Genomic DNA, 15,737 nt, shown 5'->3' with positions numbered 1-15,737 from the left:
AGCGAAGCCCAAGTTGCCAGAAGAGAAAGGCCGCCACGGCCAGGGCCTGAGCCAGAACGTCGTTTCATCGGGGAATTCTCCACTCACTCACACCACAGCAAATCTTTCCAACAGCGCCCAGCCGGGATCCACTGAATTTGCCTCTGTGCATGGGCAAGATTATGAGGGATCCCGTTTCAAAGGCGGATGCCTGCTGTTAGTTCTACTGCATCTTGGGGCGTTGTCAAGCAAGCGGCAAAGCAAATCCAAGAAATTTTTTTGGAAATGGCCCATCCCCTAGATATGGGGTATCATAGCCTCGAACAGGGGCGGCCAGCTTACCTGTAGCGTTGGGGGTTGGGTGCCTTTTCCTCCATTTTGTGTGTGGATTTCCCCAGATTAGGGTGTGTGAGGCAGTGCCGTATGAACTTCAAAGGTCGCTCATTGGCAGTTTTGTGTGGAGTCTTGCTCCTAGGTGGCTGCGGTCAAATTGACGAATCCCCCGCCTTGCCGGGGCCTGTCCAGGTGGATCCCACGGCGTTTGTCTCGGCGCAGGAGTATCGCTTTACCCCCGGCTCGGTGCTGGAGACCACCAGCTTGCGGTTAGATTTCGTCAACCCAAAATTTGACAACGGGATCCCTGTGCGGAGTAGCGGCTTTCAAGGCAGCGGAGAAGCCCGCATTACCAACGTAGAGGCCCGCATTCTGCCGGTCAATGAGATCCCAGCCAATGAACTGACAATTGACTCAACCCTTCGCTCCAGCACACTGGCCATCCAGATTGCCCGATCCACGCCGCTGGTGAATCTCATCGCCTTCGGCCCCAACGACGGCAGGCTATCTACGCAATTCAGCATTGCCGGGCTGGTTGCCCTTTCGACAAACCCCAACGACCAGCGCATTCGAGTCAATACAACCTTTAGAGCTGCCGATCCGGATACGGAAACTGTTTTAACTTTAACCGTGCGCCGCATCTTGGTTAGCCGCAATGGCAACCAAGTCGTCTTAGAGGGAGATTCTTCTCTTATTGTCCCTACCGTGGGGGTACTCTATGAAGATCCCGGCCCTAATGGCAACCCACCGGCAGGATCCTTTGTCAATCCTCCCCCACCTCAAGGGCCTGTCACTGCCATCCTGCAAACCGGCAGCTTCTCCGCCAGCTTCGTGGTGCGGCAGCGGGGCGTGGCCGGCGATGGCACTCCTGAAGATGCCCTGGCTCTCTTTGCCCGCCTGAACTTCCGCCCCAACCAGGCGGAAATCGTCTATCGTCCCGCCCAGGTGGGTACGCAGTCGGTGCTATTTGCTCCGGATCCCACTCGTCCGAACATCTTGCCCAACCAGTTGGTGCGCATCCGGCGTCTGCTGAACGGCCGGGTACAAGCGGAGTTTGACCCGGCCAATGTCAGCACAGTCCTCAACTTTGTCCAGGTCAGCCCGCCGCCACGACCTTTCCCCACTCCGATCCCGCAATTGCCCGTCCCTGAGCGTCCGGGTGCTCCTACGGCCTTTGACTACTTTTTCTCCCTGCGCACCGAGCGCTCTACGGGTACCTTACCTGGCTCACCTGTGGAGGGAACTAATCTCAGTCCCGTTATCATCCAGGGCATTGTCCCCACCACAGGAGATTTTGTCTTCCGCACCTTAGCTGGGGCGCAACTGGCCGGGCCGTTCAACAGAGCAGATATTGGCGGTTCCCTGCTGCGGGGCAACTTGAATTTGGTTTTCGACCCGACCACCTCTGGCTCGAATATCTCTGGGCAATTCTTTATTGAGCAAGAGTTCCCTACGGATAATCAAGTCATAGGCCCGAATCCACCAACTGGCGACGGAAATACGGGTACTCCTGATCAAGGGGGAGTTATTCTCATTATTCGTGGATTCTTTAACGGGGCTCAGGTTAACCTTTAAGCCGAGGGATCCCATCTCATTTACTTTGCAAGCTAAGGCCAGCGTGGCTGACTTCTTCGGGAGTAATGACCGGCAGGGATCCATAGGCACCTAGGATAACCCCGACCTTGGGGTAGAGGAGCCTGAAGTTCCCTTCTCAGCGCATACCTACCTGTACCTCTGCATCGGTTGAAGTCGGCGTTGCCGGAAAAAGTCGTATCATTGCTAGATTGAAGCCATGGGATCCCTGACTCTGCCTGGTAGAACCGAACTCTATGACTGTTCCCCTGATTCAAAATCGTGACGCTTTGGAAAGCCGTCTTAGAGAGATTCCCACCGAGCCTGGCGTATATCTAATGCGAGATGCTACAGATCAAATTCTCTATGTAGGCAAATCTAAGAAATTGCGCTCTCGCGTGCGTTCTTATTTCCGTTTTGCTGATGATCTGTCTCCTCGCATTCAGCGCATGGTAGCTCAGGTTTGTGAAATTGAGTTTATCGTTACCGATAATGAAAGTGAAGCTTTGGCTCTAGAAGACAATCTAATTAAGACTCACCAACCCCCCTATAACGTCCTCCTTAAGGATGATAAAAAGTATCCTTACTTGTGTATCACCTGGTCAGAGCTTTATCCACAGCTTTATATCACTCGTCACCGTCGTCTCAATCAGAATCAAGACAAATACTACGGCCCTTATACTGATGTCGGTTTGTTGCGCTACACCCTTGGATTGGTCAAGCGAATTTTCCCCTTGCGTCAACGATCTAAGCCTCTGTACAAAGATCGCACCTGTTTGAACTATGACATTGGACGTTGTCCCGGAGTATGTCAAGGCTTGATCAGCCCAGAAGACTACCGCAAAACGCTAGCTCAAGTAGCCATGATCTTCCAAGGCCAGACGGATGAGCTGATCAGACAACTGCAAGAGAAAATGATCCAGGCTGCCGAACAAGAAAATTACGAGGCAGCCGCGCGATATCGGGATCAAATCCGCGGCCTAGAGCAACTGGGCGAATCCCAGAAGGTCTCTTTGCCCAACTCTAGCGCCAGCCGTGATGCTCTGGCCCTGGCCATGAACGATTCGCGAGCCTGCATTCAATTGTTTCAGGTGCGGGCCGGCAAGTTGGTGGGACGGCTGGGGTTTGTTGCCGAAAATCGGGGCGATGATCCGGCGTTGATTTTGCAGCGAGTTTTACAAGAACATTACCAATACTGTGATCCGGTGGAAATTCCTTCGGAAATCTTGACCCAGTATGAATTGCCCGATCGCGATTTTCTGGAGTCTTGGCTGAGCCAGAAAAAGGGCCGCAAGGTAAGCCTTATCACCCCTCAACGGCAGAGCAAAGCAGAGCTGATCGAGTTGGTGGAGCGAAACGCCGAGCTGGAGCTAGCCCGCAGCCAGCGCCTGGCCGATCAGAACACTGCTGCCTTGGAGCGCTTGGCGGAAGTCTTGGATCTGCCGGAGCCGCCCCGCCGTCTGGAAGCTTACGATATTTCCCACATTCAGGGATCCGATGCTGTGGGCAGTCAGGTGGTGTTTATCGATGGCCTGCCGGCCAAGCAACACTACCGCCGCTATAAGATTCGCAACCCTGAGGTACGCCCCGGCCATTCCGATGATTTTGCCAGCCATACCGAGGTGGCACGGCGTCGCTTCAGCAAGATGACTCCCGAGGATCAGCCGGATTTGGTGCTCATCGACGGGGGCAAGGGGCAACTGTCGGCAGTCATGGCCGTCTTGGCGGATTTGGGTTTGGATCACCTGCCGGTGATTGCCTTGGCCAAGCGAGAAGAAGAGATCTTCCTGCCGGGGGATCCCGTGCCGCTGCGGTTGGCTGCGCAAGATCCGGCTCGCCTGCTGTTGCAACGCCTGCGAGATGAGGCCCACCGCTTTGCCCTTGCCTACCATCGCCAGCAACGGAAGCTGCGCCAACAGGCCTCTACGCTTGACGAGATCCCCGGCCTGGGCAAGTACCGGCAAAAGCTGCTGATGGAAGAGTTTCGGTCGATTGCTCGCATCCAGGTGGCCTCAGAAGACCAGTTGGCCCGGGTGCCCGGCATTGGCCCCAAGCTGGCGCGCCAGATCTACCGCTACTTCCACCCGGAGGCCGATTTGCCGGCAACTGCGTTGGCGGAGCCGGAGAGACGCTGACGGGGAGCCAAATCTCCCCTTGGAGCTGGCCTATTATCGTGAAATCCACCACTTGCTAGGACAGCCGTTCTCGGCCAAGGGGGCCAGGGTGAAGATAGCGCTGCTGCAACTGAACTACACCGTTGGCGATCTCAGCGGCAATGCCGAGCGCATCCGTCTGGCGGTGGAAGCAGCGTCAGCGGCAGGAGCGGAGCTGGCCATCGCCTCTGAGCTGGCCCTGTTGGGGTACCCGCCTCGCGACCTGTTGCTCTACCCGGCCCTGGTCGAGAGGGCAGGCCAAGTTTTGCAGCAGTTGGCCGCCCGGCTGCGGGATAGCATTCCGGTGGTGGTGGGATCCGTGCAGCCCAACCCTCTGCCGGAGGGGCGGCCCCTCTACAACGCCGCGGCCTGGCTGGAAGGGGGTCAGATCCGCCACTGGTTTCAAAAGTCGCTCCTGCCCACCTACGATGTCTTCGACGAGGATCGCTACTTCGAGCCGGGATCCCCGCCCCGGCCCATCGAGTACCGTGGTCGCCGGCTGGGCTTCACCATCTGCGAAGATATCTGGAACGACCGCGACTTTTGGCGCCACCGCCGCTACCACCGCGATCCGGTGGAAGAGATGGCCCGCTGTGGCGCCGATTTACTCATCAATCTGTCGGCTTCTCCTTTTAGCCTGGGCAAGCAAAAATTGCGGGTGGAGATGCTGGGATCCCTGGCCCGCAAGCATGCCCTGCCCATCCTCTACGTCAACCAGGTGGGGGGCAATGACGACCTCATTTTCGACGGGGCCAGTTGCGCCCTAGATGGCCGGGGCCGGCTGGTGGCCCAAGCCGCTGCCTTCGCGCCGGATCGGCTGATTGTGGATGTGGAGGCGCTGACCCATCCCCCCGACGAGGAACAGAGCCCGCCGGGATCCCGCTGGCCAACGGAGCCGGAAGCAGAGCTCTACGAGGCGCTGGTTCTGGGCGCCCGCGACTACGTCAGCAAATGTGGCTTTCGCGAAGTCTTGCTGGGCCTCTCGGGGGGGATCGACTCGGCTGTTACTGCTGTCATTGCCGCCGATGCCCTGGGCCCGGAGCGAGTGCTGGGGGTGCTCATGCCCTCTCCCTATTCCAGCCCGGGCAGCCTGACCGATGCCTACCAACTGGCGCAAAACCTGGGGATCCCTACCCTGAAGCTGCCCATTCACTCGATTATGGAGAGCTACCAGCACCTGCTGGCAGAAGCTTTCGCCGGCCTGCCCCCCGACACGACGGAAGAAAACCTGCAATCGCGCATTCGCGGCACCCTGCTCATGGCCCTTTCCAATAAGTTTGGCCGGCTGCTCTTGACCACAGGCAACAAGTCGGAGCTGGCGGTGGGCTACTGCACCCTTTACGGGGATATGTCCGGCGGCCTGGCGGTGATCTCCGATGTGCCCAAAACTTGGGTCTACCGCCTGGCCCGCTGGATCAACCGCCAGGGGGAGCGGATCCCACTCCCCATCCTTACCAAGCCTCCCTCGGCGGAGCTGCGGCCCGGCCAACAAGATAGCGACAGCCTGCCCCCCTATGACCTGCTGGACACCATCCTGCAGCGGCACATCGAACAGCACCAGTCGGCTGCCGAGCTGGTGGCCCAAGGGTTTGATCCCGACACCGTACAACAGGTGCTGCGCCTGGTTCAAAAGGCCGAGTTCAAGCGCCGCCAGGCTCCCCCCGGCCTGCGGGTTACCGATCGCGCCTTTGGCACCGGCTGGCGCATGCCCATCGCCAAATGCCAGGAAGGGATCAGTTGAGATTTTGCCCTCTCCCAGGGGGAGTCAGCCCAAGCGCTCCGCGCCGCTCACGCGACCACCCCCAGCCCCTCTCCCAGGGGGAGAGGGGGGTTGGAAGAGCACAACCGGTTTCGCTTTTCCTACAAGGATTCGGGTAGGGGCGCGGACGTTTTTTCTGTCAATAAGGGCCTGCCAGCCGGCAGACCCCAGAGCAAAACTTTTCTTCGACTCAACAAAGAGTAAGGCAAGCAGGGCCTCTAAGCTTGCCTCTCCACTCACCAGGATCCAAGAGTCTCCCGTTTGTCGCTTCAAGACTAACTCTAGGGCCCGCAGCGCAGCAAGCCGAGTTTTCTAGATCAGGCCCAGCCAGGAGGCGACGCCTTGGCCCGTCACCGCTTCAATGACAATGGCTAATACAAAGCCGATCATGGCCGCGCGACCGTTGAGACGCTCGGCATATTCGTTAAATCCAAACTTGGGCTCAGACAGGTTGGGGTTGGACATAAGAACCTCCAATGGAATTGGAACGAGGGTGAGCAGGGATCCGCAAAGAACGATTACAGGAACAGCAGCTAACCTTCAGTATAGTTTGCATTTCTTCATGATTGCAAGGAAGGTGATCATCTGGTTCCGATGGCGGCGATGATCTGCCGCGCCAGGGGAATGGCCGCCTCGTAGGCTTTGCCCTGATGCAGGTGCAGCACCAGCGCCCAGCGGGGATCCGGCAGAGGCCAAAAAGCCAGCAACCAAGCTTGGAAATCTTCGGCCCAGAGAACGGGTTGTCCGCGTCGGTGAGGATTAAGGATGGTCCCAGACTTAGCGGCCACCGGGATCCCGTCTGGGGCGATGCCGCGGCAGGTGCCCGCCGTTGCTGCCAAACGCATGCCGGCATGGAGAGCATCCCAGATGCGATCCGGCAAAGAGAGAGCAGGCAGGGATATCTCCCCAGAAAGGGGAACGCCGCGGCGGGCGATCACCCCCGCATACACCAACAGCTCCCAGGGATCCGCCGAGCCGGCCAGACCGGTCGCCAACAGCGGTGCCGGGGCCGTGTTTTCTGTCTGGGTCAAACCAAAGCGGCGCAGCCACTCCACCAGGGTCTTGGCCCCCAGCTCCCAGCCCAACTGGTAAAAATGCACGTTGCAAGACCGAGCCAAAGCTTGGCGCAAGTTGAGCTCCCCATGTCCGCGCGGATCCCAGCAAGTGAGCCGGCCCAACCCCAATTGCGGTGGCGGATCCCACCAGCCGGGGCAGTGGATGGCCCGCTCGCCGGAGCTGATCCCGGTCTGCAAGGCAGCGGCGGCCACGGCGCACTTGACCGTTGAGCCAGGGCTGGCCCTGATCTGCGCAGCCTGCTCCGGCTGCCAAACCCTCGTCAGACGACCGGTGTTCAGGTTGAGGACAATGGCAAAATCGCGCGGATGGGGCAGCCCTTGCAAACCCCAGGCCACAGCAGAACCCAAGAGCCAGGCCCCACAGGTGCGGCGTTTCATCGGCTCCCCCTCCCCAGCCAAGAACGACAGGGATCCCTGTTACAAAAATTCGGAAATCGCAGCCTTCTCACGGACTAGGGTAATCTGAAGTGCAGGTCAATGGAGAGAACCCTCATGGCGATTCAGCGTGGTGCCAAAGTCCGTGTGTTGCGGAAAGAATCCTACTGGTATCGGGATGTGGGAACGGTTGCGGCGGTGGATACCAGCGGCATTCTTTATCCGGTGATCGTCCGCTTCGACAAGATCAACTACTACAACATCAACACCAACAACTTCCGCGAAGATGAGCTGGAGGTGCTGGAAGCTCCCAAAGCCAAGGCCAAAGCCACCCCGGCTAGCTAAACCAGGGGGAGTTCTCATCGCCGGGAGCTGTGTTGCTTGAGTGAGGCGTTCTGTGCCGGAACTGCCAGAAGTTGAGACGGTTCGGCAAGATTTGCAGCGCCTCACCCTGGGGCCGCGGATACTGGCAGTGGAGGTGCTCCTGACGCGCACCATTGCCTATCCGGCAAAGGAGATTTTTGGGCAAAGCTTAATCGGCGCCTGTTTTACCCAGTGGCAGCGGCGAGGCAAATATCTTTTGGGATCCCTAGATTCCGGAGCGGTTCTGGGTGTGCATTTGCGCATGACCGGGCAATTGCTCTGGGTTCAGGGATCCGAGCCTTTGCCGGCCCATACCCGCGTCCGGCTGCGCCTGGAGCGGGGGTGGGAGCTGCGCTTTGTAGATCTGCGTACCTTTGGCCAGATGTGGCTGGTGCCCGCCGGGGTGGAGCCGGAGACGGTGATCGCCGCTCTGCAGAGCTTGGGGCCGGAGCCGCTGTCGCCGGCCTTTTCAGAAGCCTATTTCCAGGCGTCCTTGCGGAAGAGCCGGCGCCCCATCAAAACCGCCCTGCTGGATCAGTCGCTGGTGGCGGGGGTGGGCAACATCTACGCCGACGAGGCCCTGTTTCTGAGCGGCATTCACCCCTTGACGCCCGCCTTGCAGCTCTCCGACTCTGCCAAGGCACGCCTGCGGGAAGCTTTGATCGAGGTGTTGCGGGTCGGGCTGGAGCAGCGGGGCACCACCTTGCGGGATTACCGGGATCTGCGTGGGCTTAACGGCAACTACCAAGGGCAGGCATGGGTGTACGGTCGAGAAGGGGATCCCTGTCGCCTCTGTGGCACCCCCATTCAGCGGATCAAGCTGGCGGGCCGCTCAGCCCACTTTTGCCCCCACTGCCAGCCACTTCCAGGCCAGGTTGAGACTTGATGGCGTATCCCCCGTAAGCAGCTATAGTTCTAGGTTGATCCCCAGCTCCCCTCTCCCAGAGGGAGAGGGGCTGGGGGTGGTCGCGTGAGCGGCGCGGAGCGCTTGAGCACCTCTGGGAGAGGGGCTGGGGGTGAGGGAGGGATCCCAGTGAAAAAAATGGCATGGCCCCAGTTCTGGGTCGGTCTCCTCGGCGGGGTGGTCGGGATGCCGGCGGTTCCTGTTTTTGCCCAACTGGAGTTGGACGCCCAACTGGGCCGCTCTCAAGTCGTTTTTCCCGGCAAAGATTGCCCCGCCTGCGACCTGACAGGAGCCGAGCTGCCGGGAGTTGATTTGCAGGGGGCCAACCTGAAAGAAGCCATCCTCAGGCAGGCCAACCTACAAGCTGCCGACCTCTCCCAGGCAATCCTCAACTTGGCCGATTTGCGCGGCGCCAACCTGAGCGGTGCGGAGCAGGGCGGAGCTTTTTTGTGGGAAGCCGATCTCAGCCAGGCCAACCTGCAGCAGGCCAATTTCACAGGAGCCAATCTTCAGGTGGCCAACCTCAGCGGCGCTGATTTGCGAGGGGCCATTCTCGCCGGCGCCGACCTGACAGGAGCCACCTTGCGCCAGGCCGATCTGCGTGGGGCCGATCTACGCGGCGCTTTTTTGGAAGAAGCCGATCTGACGGGCGCTCTGTACAATGCCCAAACCCGGCTGGATCCCGCCTTCAACCCCAGTGCCTGGGGCATGGTCTTTGTGAAAAACTAACTCCCCTCTCCCAAAGGGAGAGGGGTTGGGGGTGGTCGCGTGAGCGGCGCGGAGCGCTTGGGTTGACTCCCTTTGGGAGAGGGGTTGGGGGTGAGGGCACGTTATCCGGGATCCCTCTTGTGGGCAGAATGAACTCAGCCCTCTCATAGGCTGGGATCCCCTGCCATGAGTTCTCCTGTCCGCGTCCTCATCGCCGATGACCATCCTCTGTTTCGGCTGGGGCTGAAGTTTGCCCTGCAAGCGCAAGGATTCGAGGTGGTGGCGGAAGCCGAGACGGGATCCCAGGCCGTTGAGTACTGTCGCCGTTGCCCCGTCGAGGTGGCCATTTTGGATGTGCGTATGCCCAATGGGGACGGGATCGCCGCCTGCCAACAGATTGCCGAGCTGGGCCTGCCGGTGGTGGTGGTGATGATGACTACTTTTCAGGAGCCGGCCTTGATCGAGTCAGCGCGGCGGGCTGGGGCCAAAGGCTACCTCTCCAAAGAAACCGATCCGGCGGAGCTGGCCCGCGTTATTCGGCAGATCTTGGCCAACCCCGACCGAGACTGGTTGCCTGCCCGGCAGGAGTTGCCCAAGCTCACCCCCCGCGAGTTGTGCGTGCTGCAACTGATGAGCCAAGGCTTGGCCAACAAGCAGATCGCCCGCCGCCTCGGCATCAGTGTCGAGACCGTGAAAGAGTACGCCAGCGCCGCCTACCGCAAGCTAGACGCCACCGACCGCGTCACCGCCCTCCTCAAGGCACAACAACTGGGGATTTTTTGACATACTCCCCATAGCTAAAGCTAGGGGATTCTCCCAAGGTCGCCCTTTGGGATTACTGGTTCAACGACCCCACTTACTGTTTTGGGTTCCCCCTCCACAGCAGAGGTGTTGGTCTCCCCAGTCGTTCCCTCTTGCGGGGCAGTTCCACTCCATCCCCAACAGCTCCAGTGCCCCCCGCAGAATGTTAAGCGCTGCATTTTGGTCTCGACACAACACCAACCCACACCTTTCTTAAAAAAGCAAACAACTATCTGGTATCTGGAAACTGTTCACGCAGCGTTGCCAAGCAATACCAGTCATTCAGAATCCTCCCCTTTGGAACGGGGAGTAAGGGATAGCGCTCCGCGCCGCCGGCGCGTTCGCGACAGCGTTGCGTAGCCATAACGATGTCACAAACCGTTTTATTGCTATTTGAAATGGCTATATGTTAAGTCTTTGGTCAAGGTTCGCCGCGCGAAAAGAAGAGGTTAAGATCGGCTTGTAGCGTGTTCAAACTGCCTATGTCTGCCCGATCCAAGTCCAAAGTAGAAGCCCCCGCCAAGGGAATGGATCCCGGCCAGTTTACCGAAGCTGATGTGGCCGCAATTGCAGAGCGGTTGGAGCGCAATGACTACCCAACTGTCTTTGGCTGCTTGGAAGACTGGCATGCCCTTCGAGCCATTGCCTTTTATGCTCCCAGCTTGGTGGCTCCCTATGCACACCTATTGGAGTGGGAAGTGGATGAAGATTAGGGCTGCCCTCGCAGTTCTGAAGGGATCCTGGTGTTCAGGCTGAGGGGGGAGGAGGACTTCCGTCAGAAATCTGCTTGCGAATTAGGTAGCGTACTTCCTCAAGGAGGATGTTGAACCTTTGATCCGTTTCCGCTTGACGTTGGTTGATGGCCTGCATAGCCCGTTCGTGCTCTTGTTGTAGAGCGGTGAGAGTAATCAGAGCTTGAGTCACTTCTTCTGCCCATTCGGCAAGATGGGCCAGGTCAGAGCGGGTCTCGCTGACAACCTGCTGTAGCTCTCGCAAGCTTTGAGCCTGGGCAGCAGCTTGTTCGGCAGACTCAGCGCGGCTGGCCTGGATGGACTGATGCAGCTCCTGGATTTCCTGCAGGCGGGCGGCATTCTGCTCGGCAGACTCAGCGCGGCTGGCCTGGATGGACTGATGCAGCTCCTGGATTTCCCGCAGGCGGGCGGCATTCTGCTCGGCAGACTCAGCGCGGCTGGCCTGGATGGACTGATGCAGCTCCTGGATTTCTCGGCTGTTGGCAGCAACCTGTTCGGCCGTCCAAGCCAGCAGTTGCTCCACCCGATCTAAGCGGTCTTGACTCTGACTGTTCACCCGGACGCTCCGCCTTGCGAGTTAAAGTTAATCAACGCGCTCAGGCAATTATAAGCAAATCTCTGCCAACTTCGAGCTAAACTCGACCAAACAAAACAGGTGGCATTGTCAAGCCATAGAGCGAGCTGCTACTCCCAGAGCCGCCGAATAGGAGAGCGATGCAGCAACCGATGAGCCTCAGCCAGCAACTCTGGGATCCGCAGATGCTCTGGACAGCGGGGTAAACAGTCGCCGCATTCGGTACAGCGGTCGGCAGGCAAGCCCGGAAACCAATGTCCGGCTTGGCCAAACATGTTGTAGCGGTACTGGGCAAACTCTGTCATGTCGTGGGCAATGGCCAAGTTGCGCAGCCGCAGCACTTCGGGGATGTGAATCCCCTCTGGGCAGGGCAGGCAGGCGTAGCACTGAGCGCAGCGGCTGGATCCCAGACGCTCCTGCTCGGCTTGGCGCAACCGTTCCTGGATCCGTGGGCCCTCCACCCACCAACGGTCGGGATCCTGCAAAGCAGACAAGGCCACCTGCAACTCCTCAGGATGAGTGACACCCAAGCTGAGGGTGTGCACACGCGGATCTGCCAGCAGAAAACGATAGGCAAACTCCAAGGGGCTGAAGGGCGCACAGCACTCTTGCAGGTGTTGAGGGGGGCGATAGAGCATTCCCCCTTTATCGGCAGGAGAAATGATGAACACGCCCATATCCTGCTGGGCAGCCGCTTCCAGAGCCGGCGCATTGCGCTGTTGGAAAAAGTGATGGTGCAAATTGACAAAGTCAAAGCATCCGGTCTGGATGGCCTGCAGGATTAACTCCAGGGATCCATGGGTGGAAAACCCAATGTGGCGCACCCAGCCTTCTTGCTGGAGCTGCTTGAGAATCGGCAGCCCTTTCTGCAGTACCCACTCCAGATGTTCCGGCAGATTGATACCATGAAAGGCAAACTGATCCAAATAATCCACCCGCAGACGGCGCAGGGATGCCTGCAGCCGCTCCCGCAGACAATCGCTGGGAGTGAGCTTGCTGGTCAAAATCAACTGATGGCGTGGGAAGGGCAGAGCTGGCAAAATCTCGCCCAAGAGCGCCTCGGCGTGACCATAAGCCTGGGCCGTTTCGATGTGGTTGATCCCTGCAGCCAAGGCTGCCTCAACGGTTGCCTGAGCCTGATCCCTGGGCACATTGACCAAGCGCATGCTGCCCAGAGAAAAGGCTGAAATGAGCTGCTGGGTGCGTCCAAAGCGGCGGTAGAGCATTCCGGTTCTCGCATCCAATCGTCCCCTCGAGGCGGGAGACAGCCTCAGATTGCCGGGTACAGGCATTGTTGGGAATTGTTGCCCAGCAGTTCTGCTGCCAGCCGGATCGCCTGCTTGAGGCTCTCGGCGCGGGCCACCCCTTGGCCGGCAATATCGAAGGCGGTGCCATGGTCAGGGGAGGTGCGGATGAAAGGCAACCCGATCGTCAGGTTAACTGCCCGCTCAAAAGCCAGCATCTTCACCGGGATCAGGCCTTGATCATGATAGAGAGCCAAGTAGGCATCGGCCACGGCTGGGGATCCTTGGCCGTGCCAGGCTTGCGCGGGAGCCAGCCACATGGTGTCAGGGGGAAGCGGCCCCCAGATTTGGGCGTGGGGATAGGTGCGCAGCAGCTCGGTCAGCCATTCTTTTTCCTCAGATCCCAGTTGACCCCGTTCGCCGGCATGGGGATTGAGGCCGGCCACCGCGATCACGGGATCCGGGATCCCGAAGGTGTGGCGCAGGGATCCCACCAGCAAGTCCAACTTTGTGCGCACTAAGTCTGGGGTCAGCACGGTGGGCACTTGGCCAAAGGGAATGTGGGTGGTGGCCAGCAAAACCCGCATCTGCCAACTGCTGTGGGGGGAACGGGCGACAAACATCATCCCGTAGCGTTCAGCTCCGCTCAGTTGGGCCAACACCTCTGTTTGGCCGGGGAAGCGGTAGCCGGCTCGATGCCACAGATATTTGGCGATGGGCGCTGTCACGATCCCCTGAAACTCGCCCCCCAGCGTCTGTTCGATTGCCGTTTTCAGGTACACAAAACTGGCCGCCCCACCCTCGGCATCCCCTCGACCAATACGGCCAGACTGTAACCGAAAGCCTGTGTCGCATTCCAGCATTGGGATCCCTGCCGGATCGGCCAAGGTAGCCGCACACCTCTCCCTCAGTAGGCAGTGGGTAGCTTCCAAAACCTGCCGATCGCCCACCACGGTAATCCGCGCACAGGCCCGCACCTCGGGCTCTGCCAGCGCCTTGAGCACAATCTCCGGCCCAATTCCCGTGGGATCCCCCAACGTCAGGGCCAGTTTGGGCAGTGACAGGCTCATCAGGTCTTCTCTCGACAAGACAGGCGCTCCTTTTTCTTTTCTTGCCAATTCCTAGAGATCCCCCAAAAAGGGGGATACGTTAATCCATTCTGGCCCTAGGCCCGCCAGCAGGCTTTCTTCTTTCCGCTTCCAATTTCTAGAGAGCACGCAGAAAGCTGAAGCAGGACATTATCGCCGCAACCATCCAAGTTCCCGAAGAACGTTAGATTTTTGAGATTTTTGTTGCCAATTGATTGCGGATCCCTGGCAAAGGATTGACTGAGCAGGGGATTCGTTAGAGAGTATTTTCACCGGCTCGGCCGTCTGTACTTTGTCGCAGTTGTTGGCTGCTCTGATAGTCTTGACCGAGTAGGCACTTGTAAAGAGCTTTCCACCTATGGCCGACCAGGTATCCAAATCTGCTTGGAGGATCCGTTCCCTGCTGCTGCCCCTGTTGGCGGGGGCTGCCCTCGGCTGTGGGGGGAGTGGCAGCAGCTCTCCGTCTCTTTCGCCACCGGCTGGGGAGCCTGTCATCCTAAGAGTGGATCCGGTCAGGGGCCCCTTCACCAAGCTGGCCGATGCAGTTGCGGAAGCGCAGCGGCTACAGAGCGCCACAGCGGGGCTAGAGGTGCTGATCCAGATCTTGGGGACGGGCAGGGAAACTTTGCAAAGCAACCTGGCCCTGGATGGGGGCGACGGCACCAATGGCGGGCGCATTCGCGTCACCAACTCCACAGCTTACGAGATCCTCACCGGCCTGTTTGACGTGATTGTAGCCAGCCAAACCAGCCTGCAGGGGGTGGACGTGGTGCTGGGGGGCGGACGGGTTCAGGTGAACGACGGCACCTTTCAGCCGCGCAAGGTCACCCTCAACGATCCCCGCTCCAACATCTTGGTCAACGGCAATGCCGCCGTCCTGGAAGGGGCTTTGGGCCAACTGGCTCAGATTCTGTGCCAGCAATTTTTGGATCCCTGTGTGCAGATCTCCGGCAATGGCCGGGTCGCGAGCGTCTCACCCATTGTCAGCAAAGCCGGTGGGGTGGGTATAGGCACTGTGCCGGGGAGCAATCCCACCCTCGAGAACAACGCGATCCTCCTGCAAGCTCTGGGAGCTTTGGCGGTTCGCTACAGCAACAACTCCGGCGGGATCTTCCGCAACAACCAGATCGAAGGGGATCCGCCTACTGCTGCGGCTGGGTTGGCGCTGCAGGCTCGCCAGACAGATGCCGGCGGCACCACCGGGATCCAACTGGATGGAGCGGGATCGGTGCCGGCGATTCAATCCAACCAGATCGGCGTGGGCAGGATAGCCGGCAGCGTCGGCATTCGCATCTTGCAAGGAACCCAGGCCCGCACCATTACCGGAAATACGTTCCTAGCTCGGGGCGAGGGCGCGGGGGTAGCCATTCAAGTAGCCCCCGGCACACCGGCGGCAGTAGTCGCCGCCTACTTGGCCGGCAACAGCTTCCAGGGGAACTTTGCTGAGAGAATCGGCGGCGGATCTGCGCCGACGCCGACAGCGACCCCTTTCCCGACTCCGAGGCCATCTCCAACTCCCCCGGTGCTCGGCACCGGCCCAATTCAGATTACTCTCACCTGGAGCACTATCGATGACCTTGACCTATATGTCACGGATCCCAGGCAGCAGACAGTGTTTTTTGACAATCGGGTTATTCCTTCTGGGGGACAGCTAGATGTGGATGCCAATGCCGACTGCGTTGCCGTAACAGAAAATCCTGTAGAGAATGTTTTTTGGGCCTCCACCCCGCCCTCAGGCCTGTACCTTATTGAGGTGAGGTTGTTCCGGCGCTGTTCTCAGGTCACTGCTCCCATTCCCTTTACTGTAACAGTTCGCAAAAGCGGAAGCGCCGCACAAACCTTCAGCGGATCGGCCACCTCTCCTGGCTCTGCGAGCAGGTTTACCTTTTCCTTTCCCTAGAGTTGGCTAAGGCTGGCATCCATCCGTCCTGGACACCCCCATTCCAGTTCTTGACTCAGGGATCCAGAAAACTTTTCCCCACCTTGCAGACAAGTGAGCCGCACAAGTTCAAACAGCCATAGCGGCCACAAAACACCTTCTTGAAGCAGAGTTCTT

At 59.1% G+C, this 15,737-nt stretch carries 15 protein-coding genes; 10 read left to right on the top strand and 5 right to left on the bottom strand.

Going from position 1 to position 15,737, the window contains the following annotated elements; genetic code table 11:
• From NW862_RS05840 to NW862_RS05825, 4 genes are all read left to right on the top strand, one after another.
• Positions 1–280: hypothetical protein (locus NW862_RS05840; RefSeq protein WP_414427005.1), on the top strand; the 280-nt coding region annotated here is incomplete at its 5' end.
• 122 nt (positions 281–402) lie between these two features.
• A complete protein-coding gene (locus tag NW862_RS05835) occupies positions 403–1,887 on the top strand; it encodes a hypothetical protein (RefSeq protein WP_414427004.1) in 1,485 nt (494 codons plus the stop codon).
• A 254-nt stretch (positions 1,888–2,141) separates the two neighbouring features.
• Positions 2,142–4,019 carry an excinuclease ABC subunit UvrC gene (gene uvrC, locus NW862_RS05830; protein ID WP_414336067.1) on the top strand — a complete coding sequence of 626 codons (1,878 nt, stop codon included), beginning with the start codon at positions 2,142–2,144 and terminating at the stop codon, positions 4,017–4,019.
• Between the two features lie 88 nt (positions 4,020–4,107).
• Entirely contained in the window at positions 4,108–5,778 is a 1,671-nt protein-coding gene (locus NW862_RS05825; protein WP_414336069.1) for an NAD+ synthase, read from the top strand.
• A gap of 330 nt (positions 5,779–6,108) precedes the next feature.
• Here NW862_RS05825 and NW862_RS05820 read toward each other — a convergent pair whose 3' ends face one another.
• Both NW862_RS05820 and NW862_RS05815 read right to left on the bottom strand, forming a co-directional pair.
• A complete protein-coding gene (locus tag NW862_RS05820; RefSeq protein WP_011429120.1) occupies positions 6,109–6,261 on the bottom strand; it encodes a chlorophyll a/b-binding protein in 153 nt (50 codons plus the stop codon).
• A 116-nt stretch (positions 6,262–6,377) separates the two neighbouring features.
• A complete protein-coding gene (locus tag NW862_RS05815; RefSeq protein WP_414336139.1) occupies positions 6,378–7,250 on the bottom strand; it encodes a penicillin-binding transpeptidase domain-containing protein in 873 nt (290 codons plus the stop codon).
• A 114-nt stretch (positions 7,251–7,364) separates the two neighbouring features.
• Between NW862_RS05815 and NW862_RS05810 the strand changes: the two genes are divergently transcribed.
• The 5 genes from NW862_RS05810 (at position 7,365) to NW862_RS05790 (ending at position 10,736) form a co-directional block, all read left to right on the top strand.
• Positions 7,365–7,592: a photosystem I reaction center subunit IV gene (locus tag NW862_RS05810; protein WP_414336138.1), complete on the top strand. Its 228-nt coding sequence runs from the start codon at positions 7,365–7,367 to the stop codon at positions 7,590–7,592.
• 52 nt (positions 7,593–7,644) lie between these two features.
• Positions 7,645–8,496 carry a DNA-formamidopyrimidine glycosylase gene (locus NW862_RS05805; protein ID WP_414348804.1) on the top strand — a complete coding sequence of 284 codons (852 nt, stop codon included), beginning with the start codon at positions 7,645–7,647 and terminating at the stop codon, positions 8,494–8,496.
• Positions 8,497–8,652: 156 nt separating this feature from the next.
• A complete protein-coding gene (locus NW862_RS05800) occupies positions 8,653–9,243 on the top strand; it encodes a pentapeptide repeat-containing protein (RefSeq protein ID WP_414337181.1) in 591 nt (196 codons plus the stop codon).
• A gap of 165 nt (positions 9,244–9,408) precedes the next feature.
• Positions 9,409–10,005 (top strand): response regulator transcription factor, encoded by a 597-nt coding sequence (locus NW862_RS05795; protein ID WP_414336152.1) that lies wholly within the window; start codon positions 9,409–9,411, stop codon positions 10,003–10,005.
• A gap of 500 nt (positions 10,006–10,505) precedes the next feature.
• The gene (locus NW862_RS05790; RefSeq protein WP_414336153.1) at positions 10,506–10,736 is read left to right on the top strand and encodes a DUF2555 domain-containing protein; all 231 of its coding nucleotides are present in this window, start codon (positions 10,506–10,508) and stop codon (positions 10,734–10,736) included.
• A gap of 34 nt (positions 10,737–10,770) precedes the next feature.
• Here the strand turns inward: NW862_RS05790 and NW862_RS05785 are convergent, their stop codons facing one another.
• The 3 genes from NW862_RS05785 to pdxA form a co-directional block, all read right to left on the bottom strand.
• Positions 10,771–11,331, bottom strand: coding sequence for a hypothetical protein (locus NW862_RS05785; protein WP_414427003.1), 561 nt, complete (start codon positions 11,329–11,331; stop codon positions 10,771–10,773).
• A 128-nt stretch (positions 11,332–11,459) separates the two neighbouring features.
• A complete protein-coding gene (locus NW862_RS05780) occupies positions 11,460–12,575 on the bottom strand; it encodes an aldo/keto reductase (protein WP_414335235.1) in 1,116 nt (371 codons plus the stop codon).
• 44 nt (positions 12,576–12,619) lie between these two features.
• Positions 12,620–13,666: a 4-hydroxythreonine-4-phosphate dehydrogenase PdxA gene (pdxA, locus tag NW862_RS05775; protein WP_414368705.1), complete on the bottom strand. Its 1,047-nt coding sequence runs from the start codon at positions 13,664–13,666 to the stop codon at positions 12,620–12,622.
• Positions 13,667–14,039: 373 nt separating this feature from the next.
• On the opposite strand from pdxA, the gene NW862_RS05770 reads away from it, so the two are divergent.
• The gene (locus NW862_RS05770; RefSeq protein WP_414427002.1) at positions 14,040–15,581 is read left to right on the top strand and encodes a right-handed parallel beta-helix repeat-containing protein; all 1,542 of its coding nucleotides are present in this window, start codon (positions 14,040–14,042) and stop codon (positions 15,579–15,581) included.
• Positions 15,582–15,737: the final 156 nt, after the last annotated feature.

The organism is Synechococcus sp. H55.8, from assembly GCF_047462375.1.
Classification (GTDB): Bacteria; Cyanobacteriota; Cyanobacteriia; order Thermostichales; family Thermostichaceae; genus Thermostichus.
This window is presented reverse-complemented; position numbering and strand designations above follow the sequence as displayed.

What these genes read in the sequence shown, in the direction of transcription:
- NW862_RS05810 (WP_414336138.1), top strand. Translation starts at nt 7,365, where the DNA reads ATGGCGATTCAGCGTGGTGCCAAAGTCCGTGTGTTGCGGAAAGAATCC.
- NW862_RS05835 (WP_414427004.1), top strand. Translation starts at nt 403, where the DNA reads ATGAACTTCAAAGGTCGCTCATTGGCAGTTTTGTGTGGAGTCTTGCTC.
- NW862_RS05800 (WP_414337181.1), top strand. Translation starts at nt 8,653, where the DNA reads ATGGCATGGCCCCAGTTCTGGGTCGGTCTCCTCGGCGGGGTGGTCGGG.
- uvrC (WP_414336067.1), top strand. Translation starts at nt 2,142, where the DNA reads ATGACTGTTCCCCTGATTCAAAATCGTGACGCTTTGGAAAGCCGTCTT.
- NW862_RS05815 (WP_414336139.1), bottom strand. Translation starts at nt 7,250, where the DNA reads ATGAAACGCCGCACCTGTGGGGCCTGGCTCTTGGGTTCTGCTGTGGCC.
- NW862_RS05795 (WP_414336152.1), top strand. Translation starts at nt 9,409, where the DNA reads ATGAGTTCTCCTGTCCGCGTCCTCATCGCCGATGACCATCCTCTGTTT.
- NW862_RS05790 (WP_414336153.1), top strand. Translation starts at nt 10,506, where the DNA reads ATGTCTGCCCGATCCAAGTCCAAAGTAGAAGCCCCCGCCAAGGGAATG.
- NW862_RS05820 (WP_011429120.1), bottom strand. Translation starts at nt 6,261, where the DNA reads ATGTCCAACCCCAACCTGTCTGAGCCCAAGTTTGGATTTAACGAATAT.
- NW862_RS05770 (WP_414427002.1), top strand. Translation starts at nt 14,040, where the DNA reads ATGGCCGACCAGGTATCCAAATCTGCTTGGAGGATCCGTTCCCTGCTG.
- NW862_RS05780 (WP_414335235.1), bottom strand. Translation starts at nt 12,575, where the DNA reads ATGCTCTACCGCCGCTTTGGACGCACCCAGCAGCTCATTTCAGCCTTT.